This is a genomic window from Vibrio sp. TAP-3B (genome assembly GCF_057784735.1).
In genome coordinates this window covers 2,740,652-2,759,405 of record NZ_CM173495.1, presented here as the reverse complement: position 1 = coordinate 2,759,405, position 18,754 = coordinate 2,740,652, and the positions used below count along the sequence as shown (strand labels likewise).

At 45.5% G+C, this 18,754-nt stretch carries 31 protein-coding genes; 5 read left to right on the top strand and 26 right to left on the bottom strand.

Translation table 11 applies throughout. The features are described 5' to 3' along the window. The first annotated feature begins 3 nt into the window (after nt 1-3). On the top strand, nt 4-1,965 hold the full coding sequence (locus tag AC3D28_RS13115; protein WP_488535006.1) for a bifunctional 2',3'-cyclic-nucleotide 2'-phosphodiesterase/3'-nucleotidase: 1,962 nt from the start codon (nt 4-6) through the stop codon (nt 1,963-1,965). 101 nt (nt 1,966-2,066) lie between these two features. Continuing rightward, the gene (locus AC3D28_RS13110) at nt 2,067-2,645 is read left to right on the top strand and encodes a Crp/Fnr family transcriptional regulator (protein WP_488535005.1); all 579 of its coding nucleotides are present in this window, start codon (nt 2,067-2,069) and stop codon (nt 2,643-2,645) included. 50 nt (nt 2,646-2,695) lie between these two features. Here the strand turns inward: AC3D28_RS13110 and dbpA are convergent, their stop codons facing one another. Next, nucleotides 2,696-4,075, bottom strand: coding sequence for an ATP-dependent RNA helicase DbpA (dbpA, locus tag AC3D28_RS13105; RefSeq protein WP_488535004.1), 1,380 nt, complete (start codon nt 4,073-4,075; stop codon nt 2,696-2,698). 195 nt (nt 4,076-4,270) lie between these two features. On the opposite strand from dbpA, the gene AC3D28_RS13100 reads away from it, so the two are divergent. Further along, on the top strand, nt 4,271-4,747 hold the full coding sequence (locus AC3D28_RS13100) for a GNAT family N-acetyltransferase (RefSeq protein WP_488535003.1): 477 nt from the start codon (nt 4,271-4,273) through the stop codon (nt 4,745-4,747). Between the two features lie 51 nt (nt 4,748-4,798). On the opposite strand, the gene AC3D28_RS13095 is transcribed toward AC3D28_RS13100, so the two are convergent. After that, nucleotides 4,799-5,395, bottom strand: coding sequence for a LysM-like peptidoglycan-binding domain-containing protein (locus tag AC3D28_RS13095; protein WP_488535002.1), 597 nt, complete (start codon nt 5,393-5,395; stop codon nt 4,799-4,801). A 232-nt stretch (nt 5,396-5,627) separates the two neighbouring features. On the opposite strand from AC3D28_RS13095, the gene bamJ reads away from it, so the two are divergent. Both bamJ and AC3D28_RS13085 read left to right on the top strand, forming a co-directional pair. Beyond that, on the top strand, nt 5,628-6,248 hold the full coding sequence (bamJ, locus tag AC3D28_RS13090; RefSeq protein ID WP_488535001.1) for a BamJ family beta-barrel-assembly machinery protein: 621 nt from the start codon (nt 5,628-5,630) through the stop codon (nt 6,246-6,248). 135 nt (nt 6,249-6,383) lie between these two features. Beyond that, on the top strand, nt 6,384-6,860 hold the full coding sequence (locus tag AC3D28_RS13085) for a DUF2780 domain-containing protein (RefSeq protein WP_488535000.1): 477 nt from the start codon (nt 6,384-6,386) through the stop codon (nt 6,858-6,860). A 124-nt stretch (nt 6,861-6,984) separates the two neighbouring features. Here AC3D28_RS13085 and rplQ read toward each other — a convergent pair whose 3' ends face one another. From rplQ to rplB, 24 genes are all read right to left on the bottom strand, one after another. After that, entirely contained in the window at nt 6,985-7,365 is a 381-nt protein-coding gene (gene rplQ, locus AC3D28_RS13080) for a 50S ribosomal protein L17 (RefSeq protein WP_098416661.1), read from the bottom strand. 26 nt (nt 7,366-7,391) lie between these two features. Further along, on the bottom strand, nt 7,392-8,384 hold the full coding sequence (locus AC3D28_RS13075; protein WP_098416662.1) for a DNA-directed RNA polymerase subunit alpha: 993 nt from the start codon (nt 8,382-8,384) through the stop codon (nt 7,392-7,394). 24 nt (nt 8,385-8,408) lie between these two features. After that, nucleotides 8,409-9,029 carry a 30S ribosomal protein S4 gene (rpsD, locus tag AC3D28_RS13070; protein WP_098416663.1) on the bottom strand — a complete coding sequence of 207 codons (621 nt, stop codon included), beginning with the start codon at nt 9,027-9,029 and terminating at the stop codon, nt 8,409-8,411. 27 nt (nt 9,030-9,056) lie between these two features. Continuing rightward, entirely contained in the window at nt 9,057-9,446 is a 390-nt protein-coding gene (gene rpsK / locus AC3D28_RS13065) for a 30S ribosomal protein S11 (protein ID WP_098416664.1), read from the bottom strand. Between the two features lie 18 nt (nt 9,447-9,464). After that, entirely contained in the window at nt 9,465-9,821 is a 357-nt protein-coding gene (gene rpsM, locus AC3D28_RS13060; protein ID WP_098416665.1) for a 30S ribosomal protein S13, read from the bottom strand. Nucleotides 9,822-9,970: 149 nt separating this feature from the next. Continuing rightward, nucleotides 9,971-10,084 (bottom strand): 50S ribosomal protein L36, encoded by a 114-nt coding sequence (gene rpmJ / locus AC3D28_RS13055; RefSeq protein ID WP_000868186.1) that lies wholly within the window; start codon nt 10,082-10,084, stop codon nt 9,971-9,973. 38 nt (nt 10,085-10,122) lie between these two features. Then, nucleotides 10,123-11,457 carry a preprotein translocase subunit SecY gene (gene secY / locus AC3D28_RS13050; protein ID WP_098416666.1) on the bottom strand — a complete coding sequence of 445 codons (1,335 nt, stop codon included), beginning with the start codon at nt 11,455-11,457 and terminating at the stop codon, nt 10,123-10,125. 20 nt (nt 11,458-11,477) lie between these two features. Next, nucleotides 11,478-11,912, bottom strand: a complete 435-nt coding sequence (rplO, locus tag AC3D28_RS13045) for a 50S ribosomal protein L15 (RefSeq protein WP_098416667.1) — start codon at nt 11,910-11,912, stop codon at nt 11,478-11,480. Between the two features lie 5 nt (nt 11,913-11,917). Next, on the bottom strand, nt 11,918-12,094 hold the full coding sequence (gene rpmD, locus AC3D28_RS13040; protein WP_005379565.1) for a 50S ribosomal protein L30: 177 nt from the start codon (nt 12,092-12,094) through the stop codon (nt 11,918-11,920). Nucleotides 12,095-12,101: 7 nt separating this feature from the next. Continuing rightward, nucleotides 12,102-12,605 (bottom strand): 30S ribosomal protein S5, encoded by a 504-nt coding sequence (rpsE, locus tag AC3D28_RS13035; protein ID WP_004745894.1) that lies wholly within the window; start codon nt 12,603-12,605, stop codon nt 12,102-12,104. Nucleotides 12,606-12,619: 14 nt separating this feature from the next. Continuing rightward, complete coding sequence (rplR, locus tag AC3D28_RS13030; RefSeq protein ID WP_005379568.1) at nt 12,620-12,973, bottom strand: 50S ribosomal protein L18; 354 nt, start codon at nt 12,971-12,973, stop codon at nt 12,620-12,622. Nucleotides 12,974-12,982: 9 nt separating this feature from the next. Further along, entirely contained in the window at nt 12,983-13,516 is a 534-nt protein-coding gene (gene rplF, locus AC3D28_RS13025; protein ID WP_098416668.1) for a 50S ribosomal protein L6, read from the bottom strand. Nucleotides 13,517-13,529: 13 nt separating this feature from the next. Next, nucleotides 13,530-13,922: a 30S ribosomal protein S8 gene (gene rpsH / locus AC3D28_RS13020; protein ID WP_098416669.1), complete on the bottom strand. Its 393-nt coding sequence runs from the start codon at nt 13,920-13,922 to the stop codon at nt 13,530-13,532. Nucleotides 13,923-13,951: 29 nt separating this feature from the next. After that, the gene (gene rpsN / locus AC3D28_RS13015; RefSeq protein WP_098416670.1) at nt 13,952-14,257 is read right to left on the bottom strand and encodes a 30S ribosomal protein S14; all 306 of its coding nucleotides are present in this window, start codon (nt 14,255-14,257) and stop codon (nt 13,952-13,954) included. A gap of 17 nt (nt 14,258-14,274) precedes the next feature. After that, nucleotides 14,275-14,814: a 50S ribosomal protein L5 gene (gene rplE, locus AC3D28_RS13010; RefSeq protein ID WP_098416671.1), complete on the bottom strand. Its 540-nt coding sequence runs from the start codon at nt 14,812-14,814 to the stop codon at nt 14,275-14,277. Between the two features lie 23 nt (nt 14,815-14,837). Continuing rightward, complete coding sequence (gene rplX, locus AC3D28_RS13005) at nt 14,838-15,155, bottom strand: 50S ribosomal protein L24 (protein WP_098416672.1); 318 nt, start codon at nt 15,153-15,155, stop codon at nt 14,838-14,840. 13 nt (nt 15,156-15,168) lie between these two features. Continuing rightward, nucleotides 15,169-15,540, bottom strand: a complete 372-nt coding sequence (rplN, locus tag AC3D28_RS13000) for a 50S ribosomal protein L14 (protein ID WP_098416673.1) — start codon at nt 15,538-15,540, stop codon at nt 15,169-15,171. Nucleotides 15,541-15,702: 162 nt separating this feature from the next. Next, a complete protein-coding gene (gene rpsQ, locus AC3D28_RS12995; protein WP_098416674.1) occupies nt 15,703-15,957 on the bottom strand; it encodes a 30S ribosomal protein S17 in 255 nt (84 codons plus the stop codon). Continuing rightward, entirely contained in the window at nt 15,957-16,148 is a 192-nt protein-coding gene (rpmC, locus tag AC3D28_RS12990) for a 50S ribosomal protein L29 (protein ID WP_098416675.1), read from the bottom strand. The genes rpsQ and rpmC overlap by 1 nt, the downstream gene beginning before the upstream one ends. After that, on the bottom strand, nt 16,148-16,558 hold the full coding sequence (gene rplP, locus AC3D28_RS12985) for a 50S ribosomal protein L16 (RefSeq protein ID WP_005379577.1): 411 nt from the start codon (nt 16,556-16,558) through the stop codon (nt 16,148-16,150). Before rplP ends, rpmC begins: the two co-directional genes overlap by 1 nt. Before the next feature lie 11 nt (nt 16,559-16,569). Further along, nucleotides 16,570-17,268 (bottom strand): 30S ribosomal protein S3, encoded by a 699-nt coding sequence (gene rpsC, locus AC3D28_RS12980; protein WP_098416676.1) that lies wholly within the window; start codon nt 17,266-17,268, stop codon nt 16,570-16,572. Between the two features lie 17 nt (nt 17,269-17,285). Then, the gene (gene rplV, locus AC3D28_RS12975; protein ID WP_041156798.1) at nt 17,286-17,618 is read right to left on the bottom strand and encodes a 50S ribosomal protein L22; all 333 of its coding nucleotides are present in this window, start codon (nt 17,616-17,618) and stop codon (nt 17,286-17,288) included. A 10-nt stretch (nt 17,619-17,628) separates the two neighbouring features. Next, on the bottom strand, nt 17,629-17,907 hold the full coding sequence (rpsS, locus tag AC3D28_RS12970; protein ID WP_041156799.1) for a 30S ribosomal protein S19: 279 nt from the start codon (nt 17,905-17,907) through the stop codon (nt 17,629-17,631). 20 nt (nt 17,908-17,927) lie between these two features. Next, a complete protein-coding gene (gene rplB / locus AC3D28_RS12965) occupies nt 17,928-18,752 on the bottom strand; it encodes a 50S ribosomal protein L2 (RefSeq protein ID WP_098416677.1) in 825 nt (274 codons plus the stop codon). Between the last annotated feature and the right edge of the window lie 2 nt (nt 18,753-18,754).

Sequence of the window (18,754 nt, the reverse complement as noted above, 5' to 3'; positions counted from 1 at the left end):
CACATGAAAATGGCAGTTAATTCCCTCTCGCTCGCAGTGTTAAGTGGCATGCTAACGCTTGCAGGCTCTGCGATGGCCGATACCATCAAACTTCGCATTATCGAAACCACCGATATTCACACTAACGTGATGGATTACGATTACTACAAAGATCAACCGTCACAAAAAATCGGCCTAAGCCGTGCCGCCACATTAGTAAAGCAGGCAAAATCAGAGGCAGAAAACAGTGTATTGGTTGATAACGGTGATTTGATCCAAGGCAGCCCAATGGGCGATTACATGGCGGCGAGAGGGATCAACGCTGGCGAAGTACACCCGGTCTACAAGGCGATGAACCAGTTAAACTACGATGTGGGCAACATTGGTAACCATGAATTCAACTATGGCTTGGACTTTTTAGCCAAGACTTTGACGGGCGCGAACTTTCCTTACATCAACGCAAACGTATTTGATAAAAAAACAGGGGAGCACTATTTCAAGCCCTACCTGATCAAAACGCATACCTTCAAAGACACCAACGGCGACGCACATCAAGTTAAAGTCGGCTACATCGGCTTTGTTCCGCCCCAAATTATGGTGTGGGATAAGAAGAACCTTGAAAGCAACGTTTTTGCCAAAGATATTAAGGAAACGGCAGAAACGCTGCTCCCTCAAATGAAGAAACAAGGCGCCGACGTGATCATCGCGATTCCTCACTCCGGCATTTCTACTGATCCATACAAATTAGGCGCAGAGAACTCAATTTACTACTTAACTCAAGTCGACGGGATTGATGCCATTGCTTTTGGTCACTCTCACGCCGTCTTCCCAGGTAAAGACTTTGCTGACCTGCAAGGCGTTGACACTGACCGAGGGACCATCAATGGTGTCACTTCGGTTATGCCGGGTCGCTGGGGGAGCCACGTCGGTGTGATGGACTTGCTACTGAAAGAGAAAGATGACAAGTGGCAAGTGGTCGAAGGTCGTTCTGAAGCACGGCCAATCTTCGACAAAGCCAATAAACAATCTTTGGCTGAAGCCGATAAAGGCATCGTGAAAGCATTAGCAGAAGATCACAAAGGCACGCGTGAATTCGTCAACCAGCCTATCGGCAAAACGAATGATGTGATGTATAGCTTCCTTGCATTGGTGCAAGACGACCCCACCATTCAGATCGTTAACCTTGCGCAAAAGGATTACGTGGAACGCTTCATCCAAGGTGACCCAGATCTCGCTGACATCCCTGTTTTGAGCGCAGCGGCACCGTTTAAGGTCGGCGGTCGTAAAAACGATCCAAGCAACTTCACGGAAGTAGAGTCCGGTCAGCTCACCTTCCGTAATGCGGCCGATCTTTACTTATATCCAAACACCTTGGTTGCGATGAAAGTGAAAGGTAAAGAGGTTCGCGAATGGCTAGAGTGCAGCGCGGGACAATTTAACCACATCGATATCACAAACACTCAGCCGCAACCTTTGATTGATTGGGATAATTTCCGTACGTACAACTTCGATGTCATTGATGGGGTGAACTACCAGATCGATATCGCCCAACCGCCCAAATACGATGCGAATTGCAAAGTGATTAATCCAGAGTCTCAGCGTATTGTGAATCTGACATTCGATGGTAAGCCTGTTGATTCGAAGCAGGACTTCATCATCGCAACCAATAACTACCGTGCTTATAGCAATACCTTCCCTGGTACGGGCCCAGACTTTATTGCGTTTGACGCACCAGATGAAAACCGCTCTGTCGTCGCCGCTTATATTTCTCGCGTGAGTGAAGAAAAAGGTGAAGTGACACCAAGCGCTGACAACAACTGGTCTTTCGCACCGATTAAGTCCGAGAACAAGCTAGATATTCGTTTCGAAACCTCGCCTAGCGATAAAGCGGCGCAGTTCATCAAAGAGAAAGGTCAATACCCAATGAAACGTGTCGCGACTGACGACATTGGTTTCGCGGTTTACCAAATCGACCTGAATAAGTAAGTAAGGCTGATTTGACAACAACGCTAAGCGGCTCTCATGAGCCGCTTTTTTGTTATCAATAAAACCCGTTAGAATAAAGAAAACCGTTTCTGAGTTATCACATGCACAGCGATCTTTTTTCAGACTTAGTCAATCATGGCTTCTTAGACACAGAAGCAAACCAACTTATCGAAAATGGTGAGTTATTCGAACTGCCTACGCGCCACATTCTTAACCACCAAGGCGAGTTTAGTACGCATTTCTATTTCATTATTGAAGGCTTATGCCACGCAAGCTATCTCACTGAACAGGGCAAAGAATTCAGTAAAGAATTTTATTGGGAGAAGGACTGGGTTATCGGCTTTGAGAGCATAATTAAGAACCAACCTTCGCCTTACTTATTGGAAACGCTGAGCGCTTGTCAGCTATTTTGCTTGCCAATTGAAACGTTGCATCACTGGCGAGCAGAAAAGCACGCCATTTACTTAAAGCTACTCGAAAACCAACTGGTTAATAAAGAGAACAAAGAACGTTTTATGCTGCTCTACTCCCCAGAGGAACGATACCAATTATTTTGCGCTCATTACCCAGATTTAAAGCAACGTATTACCGATAGCCAAATTGCTGCTTATCTGGGGATCACGCCTATCAGTTTAAGCCGAATTAAAGCGCGCTTAACTAAAGATAACACGCCCAAGTAAAATCAAAAAAAGGCTCTTCAAACGAAGAGCCTTTGCATAACATCGATATTCTACTTAAGGATTCGTGCTCGGAACTGACGCCCTTTCATCTTGCCATTGCTAATGGTTTGCAACGCTTTCTTGGCGACAGATTTATCAACCGCTACATAAGCGCGCACTGGGAACAAATGAATCTTGCCAACTTGAGTGCCTGGAATACCATCTTTCCCCGTTAGGCAACCTAATATATCACCTGGGCGGACTTTTTGCCTCTTGCCACCATCAATGTTGATCGTCACCATTTTCGCTTGGTATGGCTGTTGGTTTGACTTCGCTGGCAGCGTTGCTGGCACCACATCCATCTCTAAGTATTCTTCAATACGTGCCACTCGTAAGCCGTCTTTTTCGCCAAAGAAGCTAAATGCCAAACCTGTACTGCCTGCGCGACCAGTACGACCGATACGGTGTACGTGAACTTCCGGATCGCGTGATAATTCAAAGTTAAACACAGCGTCTAGGTTATCAACATCTAAACCACGAGCGGCCACATCGGTCGCCACCAAAATAGACACACTTTTGTTCGAAAATTGCACCAGTGCTTGGTCTCGTTCTCGTTGCTCCAAATCCCCGTGAATATCGATAACACTAAACCCTTTACGATGCAGTTCATCAGCAACACTTTGTACTTCCTTTTTAGTGTTACAAAAGACCACCGCCGACTCTGGTTGATGAGTCAACAATAAGTTGGCTAACGCCTCGTCACGAGCTTCTGAGCCTTCGACTCGATAAAAGTATTGTACGATACTCGAGGTGTCGTGAGTCGACTCTACTTTAATCAATTCCGGTGATTGCATAATACGCTTTGCCACCTGCTCGATTTTTTCTGGGAACGTAGCACTAAACAGTAGCGTTTGACGCTGTTTAGGTGCTTTCGCGATGATAGCATCAAGGGCATCTTGGAATCCCATATCCAACATACGGTCGGCTTCATCCAACACCAAGGTGTTTAACTCTTCAAGATTGATTCTGCCTTTCTCAAGATGATCCAAAATACGACCCGGTGTTCCCACCAAAATATGAGCGCCGTGCTCTAATGAGCCAATCTGTGGCCCCATTGGCATACCGCCACACAGAGTGAGCACTTTGATGTTGTGGATGCTTCGACCTAAAGTTCGAATTTCTTTCGCCACTTGGTCAGCAAGCTCTCGAGTCGGACACAGTACCAACGACTGAACTCGGAAGCGTTTGACGTTGAGGTTAGACAATACGCCTAATCCAAACGCGGCCGTTTTACCTGAGCCCGTTTTTCCCTGCCCGATGACATCACGGTGTTTCAAAATCGCAGGCAAACTCAAAGCTTGAATGGGCGTCATGTGGGTGTAGTTGAGAGAATCAAGTGTGGCGAGTAATGCTGGGCTTAACTCTACTTGATCAAAAGTTGGTTTGCTCACGGGAATATCCTCAGGTGGGATGAAAAGAGAGCACATTATCACCAGATTTGACAGGAAGACCAGTGAAAATTAACCATTGTTAATGAGTATTAGCCCAAAACCAAGTAAAGTCAGAGTGAACCAACCCAAATGACTTCATATGCAAGGTTGAGCCTCTCACATTTATTTGGGTACATAACATCATGGATACTAGAAATGCTTACTTGGATTACTTTACCATTTGCCCAACTGACCACCACACAACTGTATGCAATGATGCAATTACGCGTTGATGTCTTTATCGTTGAACAAACATGCCCATACCCAGAGTTAGATGGTAAAGACACGCTGGAAGGCGTTCATCACCTCTTAGGCTATCGCCGTGATGAACTCGTTGCCTGTGCGCGTTTGCTTCCTGCTGGTACAACCTATGACAATGTCAGTATAGGTCGAGTGGCGACGAAACAAACCGCTCGCGGAGGCGGCTTAGGCCATCAGTTACTGGAAGTCGCACTAACGCAATGCGAGAGAATGTGGCCAGGTCAAACCATCGATATCGGCGCTCAAGAACACCTCTCTCACTTTTACGCCCGCCATGGGTTCAATGTAATTTCTGATTGCTACCTTGAAGATGATATCCCTCACGTTGACATGCGAAGAGAAGCGCCCGTGCAGCAGCAGAATACTTTATAACCCCCAATAAAAAAGACGCGAGCTTCTCGCATCTTTTTTATTTTGGTTCCATCACTTGTTACGTCCAAAACTGCCATCCGATAAGCGAAAGAACATGACTGAACGGCCACTTTTTTCCAACTGAAGAATATCTAACTCATCATCTTCGGTCAGCTTAAAGCGAATCAACTGACCCTGTTTAATCTGACTCAAAGGTTTGTCACTGCCTTCAATTTTGACTAAAGCATTAAGATCTGCCATGGAAAGCTGGTTACTTCTGAATACTTGTGCAAGCGTATCACCGTTCTTCACTTGATACTCTTTCCAGTCTTCAGATTTAGGTCCTGAATTTTGTGAGGTACGTTGTTGACTCAAACTTTGCGCATTCAGTTTAATCGCTACGCGCTGATTATCGACCCCAGTCGGCTCAACTAACTGTTCCTGTTCATTCGGTATAGGAATAATTAGAACTAACAGCAACAAGGGAGATAAAATCATCAGAGTGCGCTGATGAAATTTTGGTAACCGATGCCAACATAATTGAACAGGCTGTAAACGGTCCACCCATAACTGTTTGTTGAACAGCTGCTTCCAGTCGATAGCAGCGAATTTTTGTTTAACCAACTCGACGTAGTCGACTTGCTGCTTTTTCTTTCTGCGACGATTCATTTTAATGAGCCTCTTAATACTTCTACTGCCAGTATAAAAATACCGATGCGGAGAGTATATGCTTTTCACGAAACTAAAATGGAATTTGGTTTAAATTAGCAGAAATATCACATGGAGTAAGAGGTAGGTCACACCAGTAAAACCGGTACTATGCATTCCATCGCAATCATTTAAACCTTAGCTCGAAACTGATACTCTATTGTTTTTCTCACTCCTAATAAGAGCGACATTTATGTCTGAAATGAAATTTGAAACAGTAGAACAGAAAGCAAGCTACGGTATTGGTATACAAATGGGCCAACAACTTGCAGGCTCAGGTCTAGAAGGTCTTAGTGTTGACGCTATCGCGGCAGGTATTGCAACAGCACTCACTGGTGATATGCCATCAATTGAGATTGATGACATCAACGAAGCGCTACAAGAGATGCAAACTCGTGCAGAAGCTGCACGTCAAGAAGCCGCTAAAATTGCAGCAGCGGAAGGTGAAGTGTTTCTAAAAGACAACGCACTACGCTCAGAAGTTAACGTTCTAGATTCTGGTCTTCAGTACGAAATAATTACTGAAGGTACTGGCGAAATCCCAACAGCGGAAAGTTCAGTTCGCGTTCACTACCATGGTGAACTAACTGACGGCACTGTTTTTGATAGCTCTGTCTCTCGCGGCCAACCAGCTGAGTTTCCTGTAACGGGCGTAATCAAAGGTTGGGTTGAAGCACTACAACAAATGCCTGTTGGCTCTAAGTGGAAACTATATGTACCACACGACCTTGCGTACGGTGAGCGTGGCGCTGGCGCTGCAATCCCTCCATTCGCAGCACTAGTATTCGAAGTAGAACTACTTGATATCCTTTAATTGAAATTGATTCAATTATCATTAAAAAACGGCGCTCTGGCGTCGTTTTTTTTGTCTAAAATAAATAGACACTCTCACCTGTAGTTACTCTGATAGCCTTTAAAACAACAAAATAACATTAACTTTGGAGGTACCATGCGTAAAACGCTCCTGACTCTCGCACTTTTATTAATCAATATTAGCAATGCGCACGCTTTCCTAGATATCGTTACAGAGAAAAGTGAAAAAAATGGACTCATGGATATGGTTAACAACAGCTTAAATGCTGAACCTTCACCATTAACAGATATGCTAACGAGCCAACTTCCTATCTCAGCAGAGCAAGCTATAGGTGGTAGTAGCGCGTTACTTGCTTTAACGCAAAATCAACTTTCGCAAGAAAATAGCACTGAACTAAAGACTTTACTTCCAGGGCTTGCAAACTTACAAGGGGCTCAGAGCCGGTTAGGGAACATCGACAACATAGAAGCAGTAAACAGAGCATTTGATTCGCTCGGCTTAGACCCATCAATGATCAGTCAATTTGGTCCTATCATACTGAATTACTTGAACACACAAGGTGCAAGCGAAGCATTACTGAGTGCACTGGGCGGACTGTGGGAGAATGGCTAGATTGACGGTTATTGAGCTATCGACAACCAGTATTACGGCATAACAAGGTGGGGATTAATATTCGCTGAGCGACAGATACAAAAAAGCCGAGCTAATGCTCGGCTTTCTCGTTCTTACGAACTGATTACTCAGCAGCTTCTTCAGCAGCTGGGCGATCTACAAGCTCAATGAAAGCCATTGGAGCTTTGTCACCAGCACGGAAGCCAGCTTTTAGGATACGAGTGTAACCGCCCTGACGAGCAGAAAAACGTGGACCTAGTTCGTTAAATAGTTTTGCAACTACTTCGTTGTCACGAGTACGTGCAAATGCTAGACGACGGTTAGCAACACTGTCAGTCTTAGCTAGTGTAATCAAAGGCTCAACTACGCGACGCAGCTCTTTTGCTTTTGGCAAAGTAGTCTTGATAACTTCATGACGTACTAGAGAGCTAGCCATGTTGCTGAACATCGCTTTGCGATGTGAGCTGTTGCGGTTGAGTTGACGACCACTCTTACGATGGCGCATGACCTAATCCTTCTAACTAGTATCGATTAATCTTCAGCGATTGATGCAGGTGGCCAGTTTTCTAGGCGCATGCCCAGAGACAGACCACGTGACGCAAGTACGTCTTTAATCTCAGTAAGAGATTTTTTACCAAGGTTAGGCGTTTTAAGTAGCTCAACCTCAGTACGTTGTACTAGATCACCGATGTAGTGAATCGCTTCTGCTTTCAGACAGTTAGCAGAGCGAACTGTTAGTTCAAGATCGTCTACAGGACGCAGTAGGATCGGATCGAATTCTGGCTTCTCTTCCTTCTCCTCAGGAACTCGTACATCACGAAGATCTACGAATGCATCCAATTGCTCAGCTAGGATTGTAGCTGCGCGACGGATAGCTTCCTCAGGTTCTAGAGTACCGTTTGTTTCCATATCGATAACAAGCTTATCTAGATCAGTACGCTGTTCTACACGAGCTGCTTCTACAGCGTAGGCAATTTTGTCTACAGGGCTGTAAGTAGCATCTACTAGTAGGCGACCGATTGGACGCTCATCTTCTTCGTTATGGATACGCGCAGAAGCCGGAACATAACCACGACCACGTTCAACTTTAATACGCATTGCGATTTCAGCGTTGTCATCCGTTAGGTGACAAATAACGTGTTCTGGGTTAGCGATCTCTACATCACCATCATGGGTGATGTCACCTGCAACCACAGGGCCCGAGCCTGATTTGTTCAAAGTAATGAACACTTCGTCTTTACCTTCAGCGACACGTACAGCCAAACCTTTAAGGTTTAGAAGGATTTCAAGAATATCTTCTTGAACACCTTCTTTAGTGCTGTACTCGTGAAGTACGCCTTCAATTTCTACTTCTGTGACTGCACAACCAGGCATAGAAGATAGAAGAATACGGCGAAGTGCATTACCCAGAGTATGACCAAAGCCACGCTCTAATGGCTCAAGAGTTACTTTTGCGTGAGTCGTGCTGACTTGTTCGATATCAACCAGACGTGGCTTAAGAAATTCTGTTACAGAACCCTGCATTGTGTCCTCTCTTTAGTTTAAACCTTACTTAGAGTAAAGCTCGACGATCAATTGTTCGTTGATGTCAGCTGATAGATCAGAACGCTCAGGCATACGCTTGAATGAACCTTCCATCTTGCCACCATCTACTTCAATCCAAGTTGGTTTTTCACGTTGCTCAGCAACTTCAAGAGCTGCTTTAATACGAGATTGCTGCTTAGCTTTCTCGCGGATAGAAACAACGTCATTAGCCGCTACTTTGAAAGAAGGAACGTTTACAACTTTACCGTTTACTAGGATAGCCTTGTGGCTAACTAGCTGACGTGCTTCTGCGCGAGTTGCACCAAAGCCCATACGGTAAACTACGTTATCAAGACGACCTTCAAGAAGCTGAAGCAGGTTTTCACCTGTGTTACCTTTTAGGCGAGCAGCTTCTTTGTAGTAGTTACGGAATTGTTTTTCTAGAACGCCGTACATACGACGTACTTTTTGCTTCTCACGAAGCTGAACGCCATACTCAGATAGACGACCGCGACGAGCGCCGTGTACACCTGGTGCGTTATCAATTTTACACTTGGTATCGATCGCGCGTACACCAGACTTAAGGAATAAGTCAGTGCCTTCACGACGGCTAAGCTTCAGCTTAGGACCCAAATATCTTGCCATGATTCTTCTCCAACTGTCCTAGAAACGTTATACGCGACGTTTCTTAGGTGGACGACAACCGTTATGAGGGATTGGTGTAGCATCAACAATGTTTGTGATGCGGAAACCAGCGGCGTTTAGTGCACGAACCGTAGATTCGCGACCTGGACCAGGACCCTTAACCATAACTTCCAAGTTCTTTAGGCCGTATTCTTTAGCCATTTCAGCACAACGTTCAGCAGCAACCTGTGCAGCGAACGGAGTAGACTTACGAGAACCACGGAAACCAGAACCACCTGCAGTAGCCCATGCAAGAGCGTTACCTTGACGGTCAGTAATGGTTACGATTGTGTTATTGAAAGAAGCATGGATGTGCGCAACGCCATCTGCAACTTGCTTGCGTACGCGCTTACGAGCGCGAATTGGTTGTTTAGCCATTGTACTCTACCTTCCCGATTATTTCTTGATCGGCTTACGCGGACCCTTACGGGTGCGAGCGTTGGTTTTAGTACGCTGTCCACGTAGTGGTAGACTGCGACGATGACGAAGACCACGGTAACAACCAAGGTCCATAAGACGCTTGATGTTCATAGATACTTCACGACGAAGATCACCTTCTACAGTGTATTTAGCTACACCATCACGCAGTTGATCGATCTGCTCTTCAGTTAGTTCACTGATCTTAACATTTTCAGCAACACCCACTTCAGCTAAGATAGCTTGAGAGCGAGTTTTACCAACGCCGTAGATCGCTGTTAGAGCGATTACTGCATGTTTATGATCAGGAATGTTAATGCCTGCTATACGGGCCATTATTCACTCCTAAGTGTTTCTATAAAAGAATTAGCCGCAGCAAAGCCCGTGATGGATACGCTGCGGAATACTACTTCTTTTGCACGCAAAAGGTAGGCCGAGAAATATACTCGACCCAACCTTCATTTTCAAGTAAAAATTTCTGCTAATTAGCCTTGGCGCTGTTTGTGCTTTGGCTCACTGCAAATCACACGAACGACACCGTTACGCTTGATTACTTTACAGTTACGGCAGATTTTTTTAACGGAAGCACGAACTTTCATTGCTAAACTCCGTAAATGAAACTGAATCTACCGCCGGATTAACGGCTATAGCCCTTCAGATTCGCTTTCTTCAACACAGAATCATACTGTTGAGACATCAGATGAGTCTGTACCTGTGCCATAAAGTCCATAATAACAACAACTACGATAAGTAGTGATGTACCGCCGAAGTAGAAACGTACGTTCCACGCGACCATCATGAACTCGGGAATCAGACAGATAAAGGTAATGTACAGTGCACCAGCAAGGGTTAAACGTGTCATTACTTTATCAATGTACTTCGCTGTCTGCTCACCTGGGCGGATTCCGGGTACGAATGCACCAGACTTCTTCAAGTTATCTGCTGTTTCTCGTGGGTTGAAAACCAACGCCGTGTAGAAAAAACAGAAGAAGATAATTGCTGCTGCATAAAGCATTACATACAACGGTTGACCTGGGCTAAGAGCCAAAGACACGTCAGTTAACCAACCGAACGCGCTGCTCTCACCGTTTTGACCAAACCACTGAGCCAATGTTCCTGGGAACAAAATAATGCTTGATGCAAAAATCGCTGGAATTACACCTGCCATATTAATCTTAAGTGGCAAGTGAGAGCTTTGTGCAGCAAATACTTTACGACCTTGTTGACGCTTCGCGTAGTTAACAACGATTCGACGTTGACCACGCTCCATGAAAACAACGAAGTAAATTACTGCGAAAGCTAATACCGCAATTAGCAATAGAAGAAGTACATGCAATTCACCTTGACGCGCTTGCTCGATTGTTTGACCGATTGCAGAAGGCAACCCAGCAACAATACCTGCAAAAATCAGTATCGAAATACCGTTACCAATCCCACGCTCTGTAATTTGTTCACCTAACCACATTAAGAACATGGTACCGGTTACTAAACTTACGGTTGCAATTAACGTAAACATGGTTTGGTTGATAACAACCAAATTGTCGACCATGTTTGGTAGGCCAGTTGCAATACCTATAGCCTGGAATGTTGCAAGTACAAGCGTGCCGTAGCGTGTGTATTGGCTTATCTTACGACGGCCTGCTTCACCCTCTTTTTTGAGTTCAGCTAACGCTGGATGAACTACAGTTAGCAATTGGACAACAATAGATGCCGAAATATACGGCATGATGCCCAATGCTAATATAGATGCACGCTCAAGAGCACCACCGGAGAACATGTTAAACATTTCAACGATGGTACCTTTTTGCTGTTCGAACAAATCGGCAAGTACAGCAGCGTCAATACCAGGAATCGGCACAAATGAGCCGGCTCGGAATACTAAAAGTGCACCAATTACGAATAACAAGCGCGACTTTAGTTCACTTAAGCCGCTCTGAGCACTACGAAAATCTTGTCCTGGTTTCTTAGCCATCTGTACCTCGTTCCTCGAGATTATTCCTCGATTTTACCGCCTGCAGCTTCGATTGCAGCTTTAGCGCCTTTAGTCACACGTAGACCTTTTACAGTCACTGCTTTGTCGATATCACCAGAAAGAACAACTTTTACAAATTCAATGTTCTTAGTGATAACGTTAGCAGCTTTAAGACTGTTCAGATCAACTACGTCACCAGAAACTTTCGCTAGCTCAGCTAGACGAACTTCAGCAGACACTAGGCTCTTACGAGAAGTGAAACCGAATTTTGGTAGACGTTGTTTCAAAGGCATTTGACCACCTTCGAAACCTGGACGAACATTGCCGCCAGAACGTGATTTTTGACCTTTGTGACCACGGCCACCAGTTTTACCTAAGCCTGAACCGATACCACGACCTACTCGCTTCGCAGAAGCTTTCGCGCCAGTAGCCGGTGCTAGAGTATTCAAACGCATTCTGATTACTCCTCAACTTTAACCATGTAGTAAACCTTGTTGATCATACCGCGAATACACGGTGTATCTTCAAGTTCTACTGTATGGTTGATTTTACGAAGACCTAGACCGCGCAATGTAGCTTTATGCTTTGGTAGGCGACCAATTGAGCTTTTAGTTTGAGTTACTTTAATAGTTGCCATCGTGTGCTTACTCCGAAATAGATTCAACAGTTAGACCACGTTTAGCAGCAACCATTTCTGGTGACTTCATGCTACCTAATGCATCGATCGTAGCACGAACGATGTTAATAGGGTTCGTAGAACCGTACGCTTTAGATAGAACGTTGTGTACACCAGCAACTTCAAGTACTGCACGCATCGCACCACCTGCGATTACACCAGTACCTTCTGCAGCAGGCTGCATGTAAACTTTAGAGCCCGAATGGCGACCTTTCACTGGGTGGTGAAGTGTGCCTTCGTTTAGAGCGATCGTCGTCATATTACGACGCGCTTTTTCCATTGCTTTTTGAATCGCTGCAGGTACTTCACGAGCTTTGCCGTAACCGAAACCTACGCGACCATTACCGTCACCAACTACTGTTAGTGCAGTGAAGCTCATGATTCGACCGCCTTTAACCGTCTTAGATACGCGGTTAACTGCGATTAGCTTTTCTTGCAAATCATTCGCTTGAACTTGTTGTTCTTTAGCCATCTTCCAACCCTACCTTAGAATTTCAGACCAGCTTCGCGAGCAGATTCTGCTAGCGCCGCTACTCGACCGTGGTATTGGAAACCAGAACGATCAAATGCAACTGCAGTTACGCCCTTCTCAAGAGCGCGCTCAGCAATAGCTTTACCCACTGCTTTAGCTGCATCAACGTTACCAGTGTATTTCACTTGCTCACGGATCGCTTTTTCTACAGTAGAAGCTGCTGCGATAACCTCAGAGCCGTTAGCCGCGATAACCTGTGCGTACACGTGACGAGGAGTACGGTGTACAACTAGGCGAGTCGCACCCAGTTCTGCAATCTTACGTCGAGCACGTGTAGCACGACGGATGCGAGATGCTTTCTTATCCATAGTGTTACCTTACTTCTTCTTAGCTTCTTTAGTACGCACATTTTCATCTGCGTAACGAACACCTTTACCTTTATAAGGCTCAGGCTCACGGTAAGAACGAATGTCAGCCGCAACCTGACCAACTAGTTGCTTGTCAGCACCCGTGATCACGATTTCAGTTTGGCTAGGACATTCAGCTTTAATACCCGCTGGCAACTCGTGCTCAACTGGGTGAGAGAAGCCAAGTGTTAGACCTACAGCGTTGCCTTTTATAGCAGCACGGTAACCAACACCTTTAAGAGTTAGCTTCTTAGTAAAGCCTTCAGTAACACCAACAACCATGTTGTTAACTAGTGCACGAGCAGTACCTGCTTGTGCCCAAGCGTTAGCAACACCTTCTTTAGGACCGAAAGTCAGGTTATTTTCTTCCTGAGCGATTACAACTGCGTTGTTTAGAACGCTAGTCAGTTCGCCTTTAGCACCTTTTACAGTGATTTCTTGGCCGTTTAGTTTCACCTCTACGCCAGCTGGAATAGCGACAGGTGCTTTTGCAACACGAGACATAGTCTACTCCTTATTAAGCTACGTAGCCGATGATTTCACCACCAAGACCTGCTTTACGTGCAGCGCGGTCTGACATAAGACCCTTGGAAGTTGAAACGATAGCAATACCAAGACCACCCATTACAGAAGGAAGTTGATCTTTCTTCTTGTAAACACGTAGACCTGGACGAGAAACACGTTTAAGTTGCTCAATTACTGGTTTAGCCTGGAAGTACTTAAGTGTAACTTCTAGCTCAGGTTTTGCTTCGCCTTCAACAGCGAAGTCAACGATGTAACCTTCAGCTTTTAGTAGTGCAGCAATTGCAACTTTAAGCTTTGAAGAAGGCATTTTTACAGCAACTTTGTTTGCTGCCTGACCGTTACGAACGCGGGTCAGCATATCCGAAATCGGATCTTGCATGCTCATATGATTTACTCCAAATGATTAAGTGGCAATTACCAGCTAGCCTTACGAAGACCCGGAATCTCGCCTTTCATGCAAGCTTCACGAACCTTAATACGGCTTAGACCGAACTTACGTAGGTAACCGTGTGGACGACCAGTTTGGTTGCAACGGTTGCGCTGACGTGATGCACTCGAATCACGTGGAAGAGATTGCAGTGTAAGAACCGCGTTCCAACGATCTTCTTCAGATGCGTTTACATCGCTGATGATAGCTTTTAGCGCAGCACGCTTTTGTGCGAACTTAGCTACTAGCTGTGCACGTTTAGCTTCACGTGCTTTCATTGATTGTTTAGCCATAACAGTAACCCTTCACCTTACTTACGGAATGGGAAGTTAAAGGCAGCCAGCAGAGCACGGCCTTCCTCATCAGTACCAGCAGACGTCGTAATTGTGATGTCTAAGCCGCGTACACGGTCAACTTTATCGAAGTCGACTTCCGGGAAGATGATTTGCTCGCGAACGCCCATGCTGTAGTTACCGCGACCGTCAAAAGACTTAGCGCTAACACCACGGAAATCACGTACTCGTGGAAGAGCGATGTTAATTAAACGCTCAAGAAAATCCCACATACGTTCGCCACGCAAGGTTACTTTACAACCGATAGGGTAGCCTTCGCGGATTTTGAAACCTGCAACAGATTTGCGCGCTTTTGTGATAAGTGGCTTCTGACCAGAGATCGTTGCCATATCAGACGCTGCATTTTCTAGCAGTTTCTTATCGTTGATTGCTTCACCAACACCCATGTTAAGGGTGATTTTCTCGATTCTAGGGACTTGCATGACGCTTGTGTAACTGAACTGTTTGGTCAGTTCAGCGACTACAGACGACTTGTAGTAATCATGCAGTTTCGCCATAGTAGAACTCCAAATTACTTCTATTAGTTAGAAACGATTTCGTCATTAGACTTAAAGAAACGAACTTTCTTACCATCTTCAAAACGGAAACCGATACGGTCAGCTTTACCAGTAGCTGCGTTAAAGATTGCAACGTTAGAAACATCAATTGCTGCTTCTTGTTCAACGATGCCACCTTGTTGACCTAGAGCCGGTACCGGCTTTTGGTGCTTCTTAACAAGGTTAATACCTTCAACGATAACTTTACCGGTTGCTAGAACCTTAGTTACTTTACCTTTCTTGCCTTTGTCTTTACCAGCAAGAACGATTACTTCGTCGTTACGACGGATTTTAGCTGCCATTTCTACGTGCTCCTTACAGAACTTCTGGAGCCAGTGAAACGATCTTCATGAACTTATTGCCACGAAGTTCGCGCGTCACAGGACCAAAGATACGTGTACCGATTGGTTGCTCAGTATTGTCGTTTAGCAATACGCAAGCATTTCGGTCGAAGCGAATGACAGAACCGTCAGGACGACGTACGCCTTTACGGGTGCGCACTACCACCGCCTTCAGAACATCACCTTTTTTTACTTTACCGCGAGGGATTGCTTCCTTCACAGTAACTTTGATGACGTCACCGATATGTGCATAACGGCGGTGAGAGCCACCCAGAACCTTAATACACATTACGCTGCGTGCGCCTGAGTTATCAGCTGCGTCCAGCATACTTTGCATTTGGATCATGTTAGTGCTCCGCTAAATATTAATAACTAGACCCATCACGGGTCGGGCTGCCTCTTTAAAAGGGACGCGAATTGTACCACCCTTTTTTGTGATTGGGTAGTCAATAAATAAGCGGCTCCAAAAATATTTTTGGAGCCGCTTGATTTCATAGAATAGCAAAGATTAGATCTTCGCCTTTTCTAGAACTTTTACCAAAGTCCAAGACTTAGTCTTAGACAGTGGACGACACTCTTCGATCTCAACAGTATCGCCGAAGCCACACTCGTTGTTTTCGTCATGTGCGTGTACTTTAGTCGTACGTTTAACGTATTTACCATAGATTGGGTGTTTTACGAAACGTTCGATAGCAACGGTGATAGACTTATCCATCTTGTCGCTAATTACACGACCTTGTTGAGTACGTTTTACTTCGCTCATTATGCGCCTGCCTTCTCAGTCAAAACAGTTTTCACACGTGCGATATCACGGCGTACAGCTTTCAGAGTATGAGTTTGCTGTAGTTGACCAGTTGCAGCTTGCATGCGCAAGTTGAACTGTTCACGTAGCAAATTCATTAGCTCAGCGTTAAGCTCTTCAACGCTTTTCTCGCGTAGATCTTGTGCGTTCATCACATCACCTGCTTAGTTACAAATGTAGTTTTGAAAGGCAGTTTACGCGCCGCAAGACGGAACGCTTCACGTGCCAATTCTTCAGGTACACCACCCATTTCGTACATAACCTTACCAGGTTGGATTTGGGCTACCCAGTACTCAACGTTACCTTTACCCTTACCCTGACGAACTTCAAGTGGTTTTTCTGTGATAGGCTTATCTGGGAACACACGGATCCAAATTTTACCTTGACGCTTAACGTGACGTGTCATTGCACGACGTGCCGCTTCGATTTGACGAGCAGTTAGACGACCACGGCCAACAGCTTTAAGACCGAATTCGCCGAAGCTTACATCAGTACCCTTAGCTAGACCACGGTTACGACCAGTCTGAACCTTACGGAACTTAGTACGTTTAGGTTGTAGCATCTGTCGACTCCTTACTTACGGCCTTTGCGCTGCTTCTTAGGCTTATCGCCTTTTGGCTCTACAGCGTTAGCTGCTGGCATACCGTCTAGGATTTCACCTTTGAAGATCCAAGTTTTAATGCCGATCACACCGTATTGAGTGTGAGCCGAAGAAGTTGCGTAATCAATGTCAGCACGTAGAGTGTGTAGAGGCACACGGCCTTCACGGTACCACTCTGAACGCGCGATTTCAGCGCCGCCTAGACGACCGCTTACTTCCACTTTGATACCTTTAGCACCTAGACGCATTGCGTTCTGTACCGCGCGCTTCATAGCACGACGGAACATTACACGACGCTCTAGCTGAGACGCGATGCTGTCACCAACAAGTTGCGCATCTAGTTCAGGCTTACGTACTTCAGCGATGTTAATTTGCGCTGGTACACCTGCAATTTTAGCTACAGCTGTGCGTAGCTTCTCTACGTCTTCACCTTTCTTACCGATAACAACGCCTGGACGAGCAGTGTGAATAGTCACACGGATGCTTTTTGCAGGACGTTCGATAATGATGCGTGATAGAGACGCTTTTTTCAGTTCACGTGTAAGGAACTGACGTACCTTGAAGTCGCCGTCTAGGTTGGCAGCGAAATCTTTGGTGTTAGCAAACCATGTAGCATTCCAAGGCTTAACGATGCCTAGACGAATACCATTTGGATGTACTTTCTGACCCATTGCTTACTCTCCTAGTCTCAAGCGTCTGCTACAACAACAGTGATGTGGCTTGAACGCTTCAAGATACGATCCGCACGACCTTTTGCACGAGGCATAATACGCTTCATGGTAGGGCCTTCATCTACGAAGATTTTAGCGACTGATAGATCGTCGATATCCGCACCTTCGTTGTGCTCCGCATTCGCGATAGCTGACTCAAGAACTTTCTTAACTAATACAGCAGCTTTTTTGTTGCTGAAAGTTAAAATTTCTAGAGCTTGGTCAACAGATTTACCACGGATTTGATCCGCAACTAAGCGAGCTTTCTGAGGCGAAATGCGAGCAAAGTTATGTTTAGCAATTGCTTCCATCATTTACTCCTTAGCGCTTCTTAGCTTTCTTATCCGCAACGTGGCCGCGGTAAGTACGTGTTGGTGCGAATTCACCCAGTTTGTGACCGATCATTTCATCAGTTACAAATACAGGGACGTGCTGACGACCATTATGGACAGCGATGGTCAAACCGATCATCGTAGGGATGATCATTGAGCGACGGGACCAAGTCTTAATAGGCTTTTTGTCTCCGCTTTCCACCGCTTTCTCTACCTTCTTCAGCAAGTGTAGGTCAATAAATGGACCTTTCTTGAGAGAACGTGGCATGGCTTATCCTCTTATATAGATTACTTATTACGACGACGTACGATGTACTTGTCGGTGCGTTTGTTCTTACGGGTTTTGAAGCCTTTAGTTGGCATACCCCAAGGAGATACTGGGTGACGACCACCAGAAGTACGACCTTCACCACCACCGTGTGGGTGGTCAATCGGGTTCATTACAACACCACGAACCGTTGGACGGACACCGCGATGACGTGATGCACCAGCTTTACCCAGTTCACGTAGCATGTGCTCAGAGTTACCAACTTCACCGATTGTTGCACGGCCTTCAGAAAGAACTTTGCGCATTTCGCCAGAACGTAGACGGATAGTTACGTACGTACCGTCGCGAGCAACGATTTGAGCGTAAGCACCAGCCGAACGAGCTAACTGACCACCTTTACCAGGCTTAAGTTCAACGTTGTGTACAGTTGAACCCACTGGGATGTTACGCATTGGTAGCGTGTTACCAGCTTTAATTGGTGCATCAACACCAGACTGGATTGCATCACCAGCTTTAACACCTTTAGGTGCTAGGATGTAGCGGCGCTCACCGTCTTTATATAGAACTAGAGCAATATTTGCGCTACGGTTTGGATCGTATTCAAGACGCTCAACTGTCGCTGGGATACCGTCTTTAGTACGTTTAAAGTCAACTAAACGGTAGTGGTGCTTATGACCACCGCCGATGTGACGTACTGTGATACGACCGTTGTTGTTACGACCGCCATTCTTAGAGTTTTTCTCTAGAAGAGGTGCATACGGCTTGCCCTTGTGTAGGTCAGCGTTAACAACTTTAACAACGTGACGACGACCAGGGGAAGTCGGCTTACATTTAACAATAGCCATTC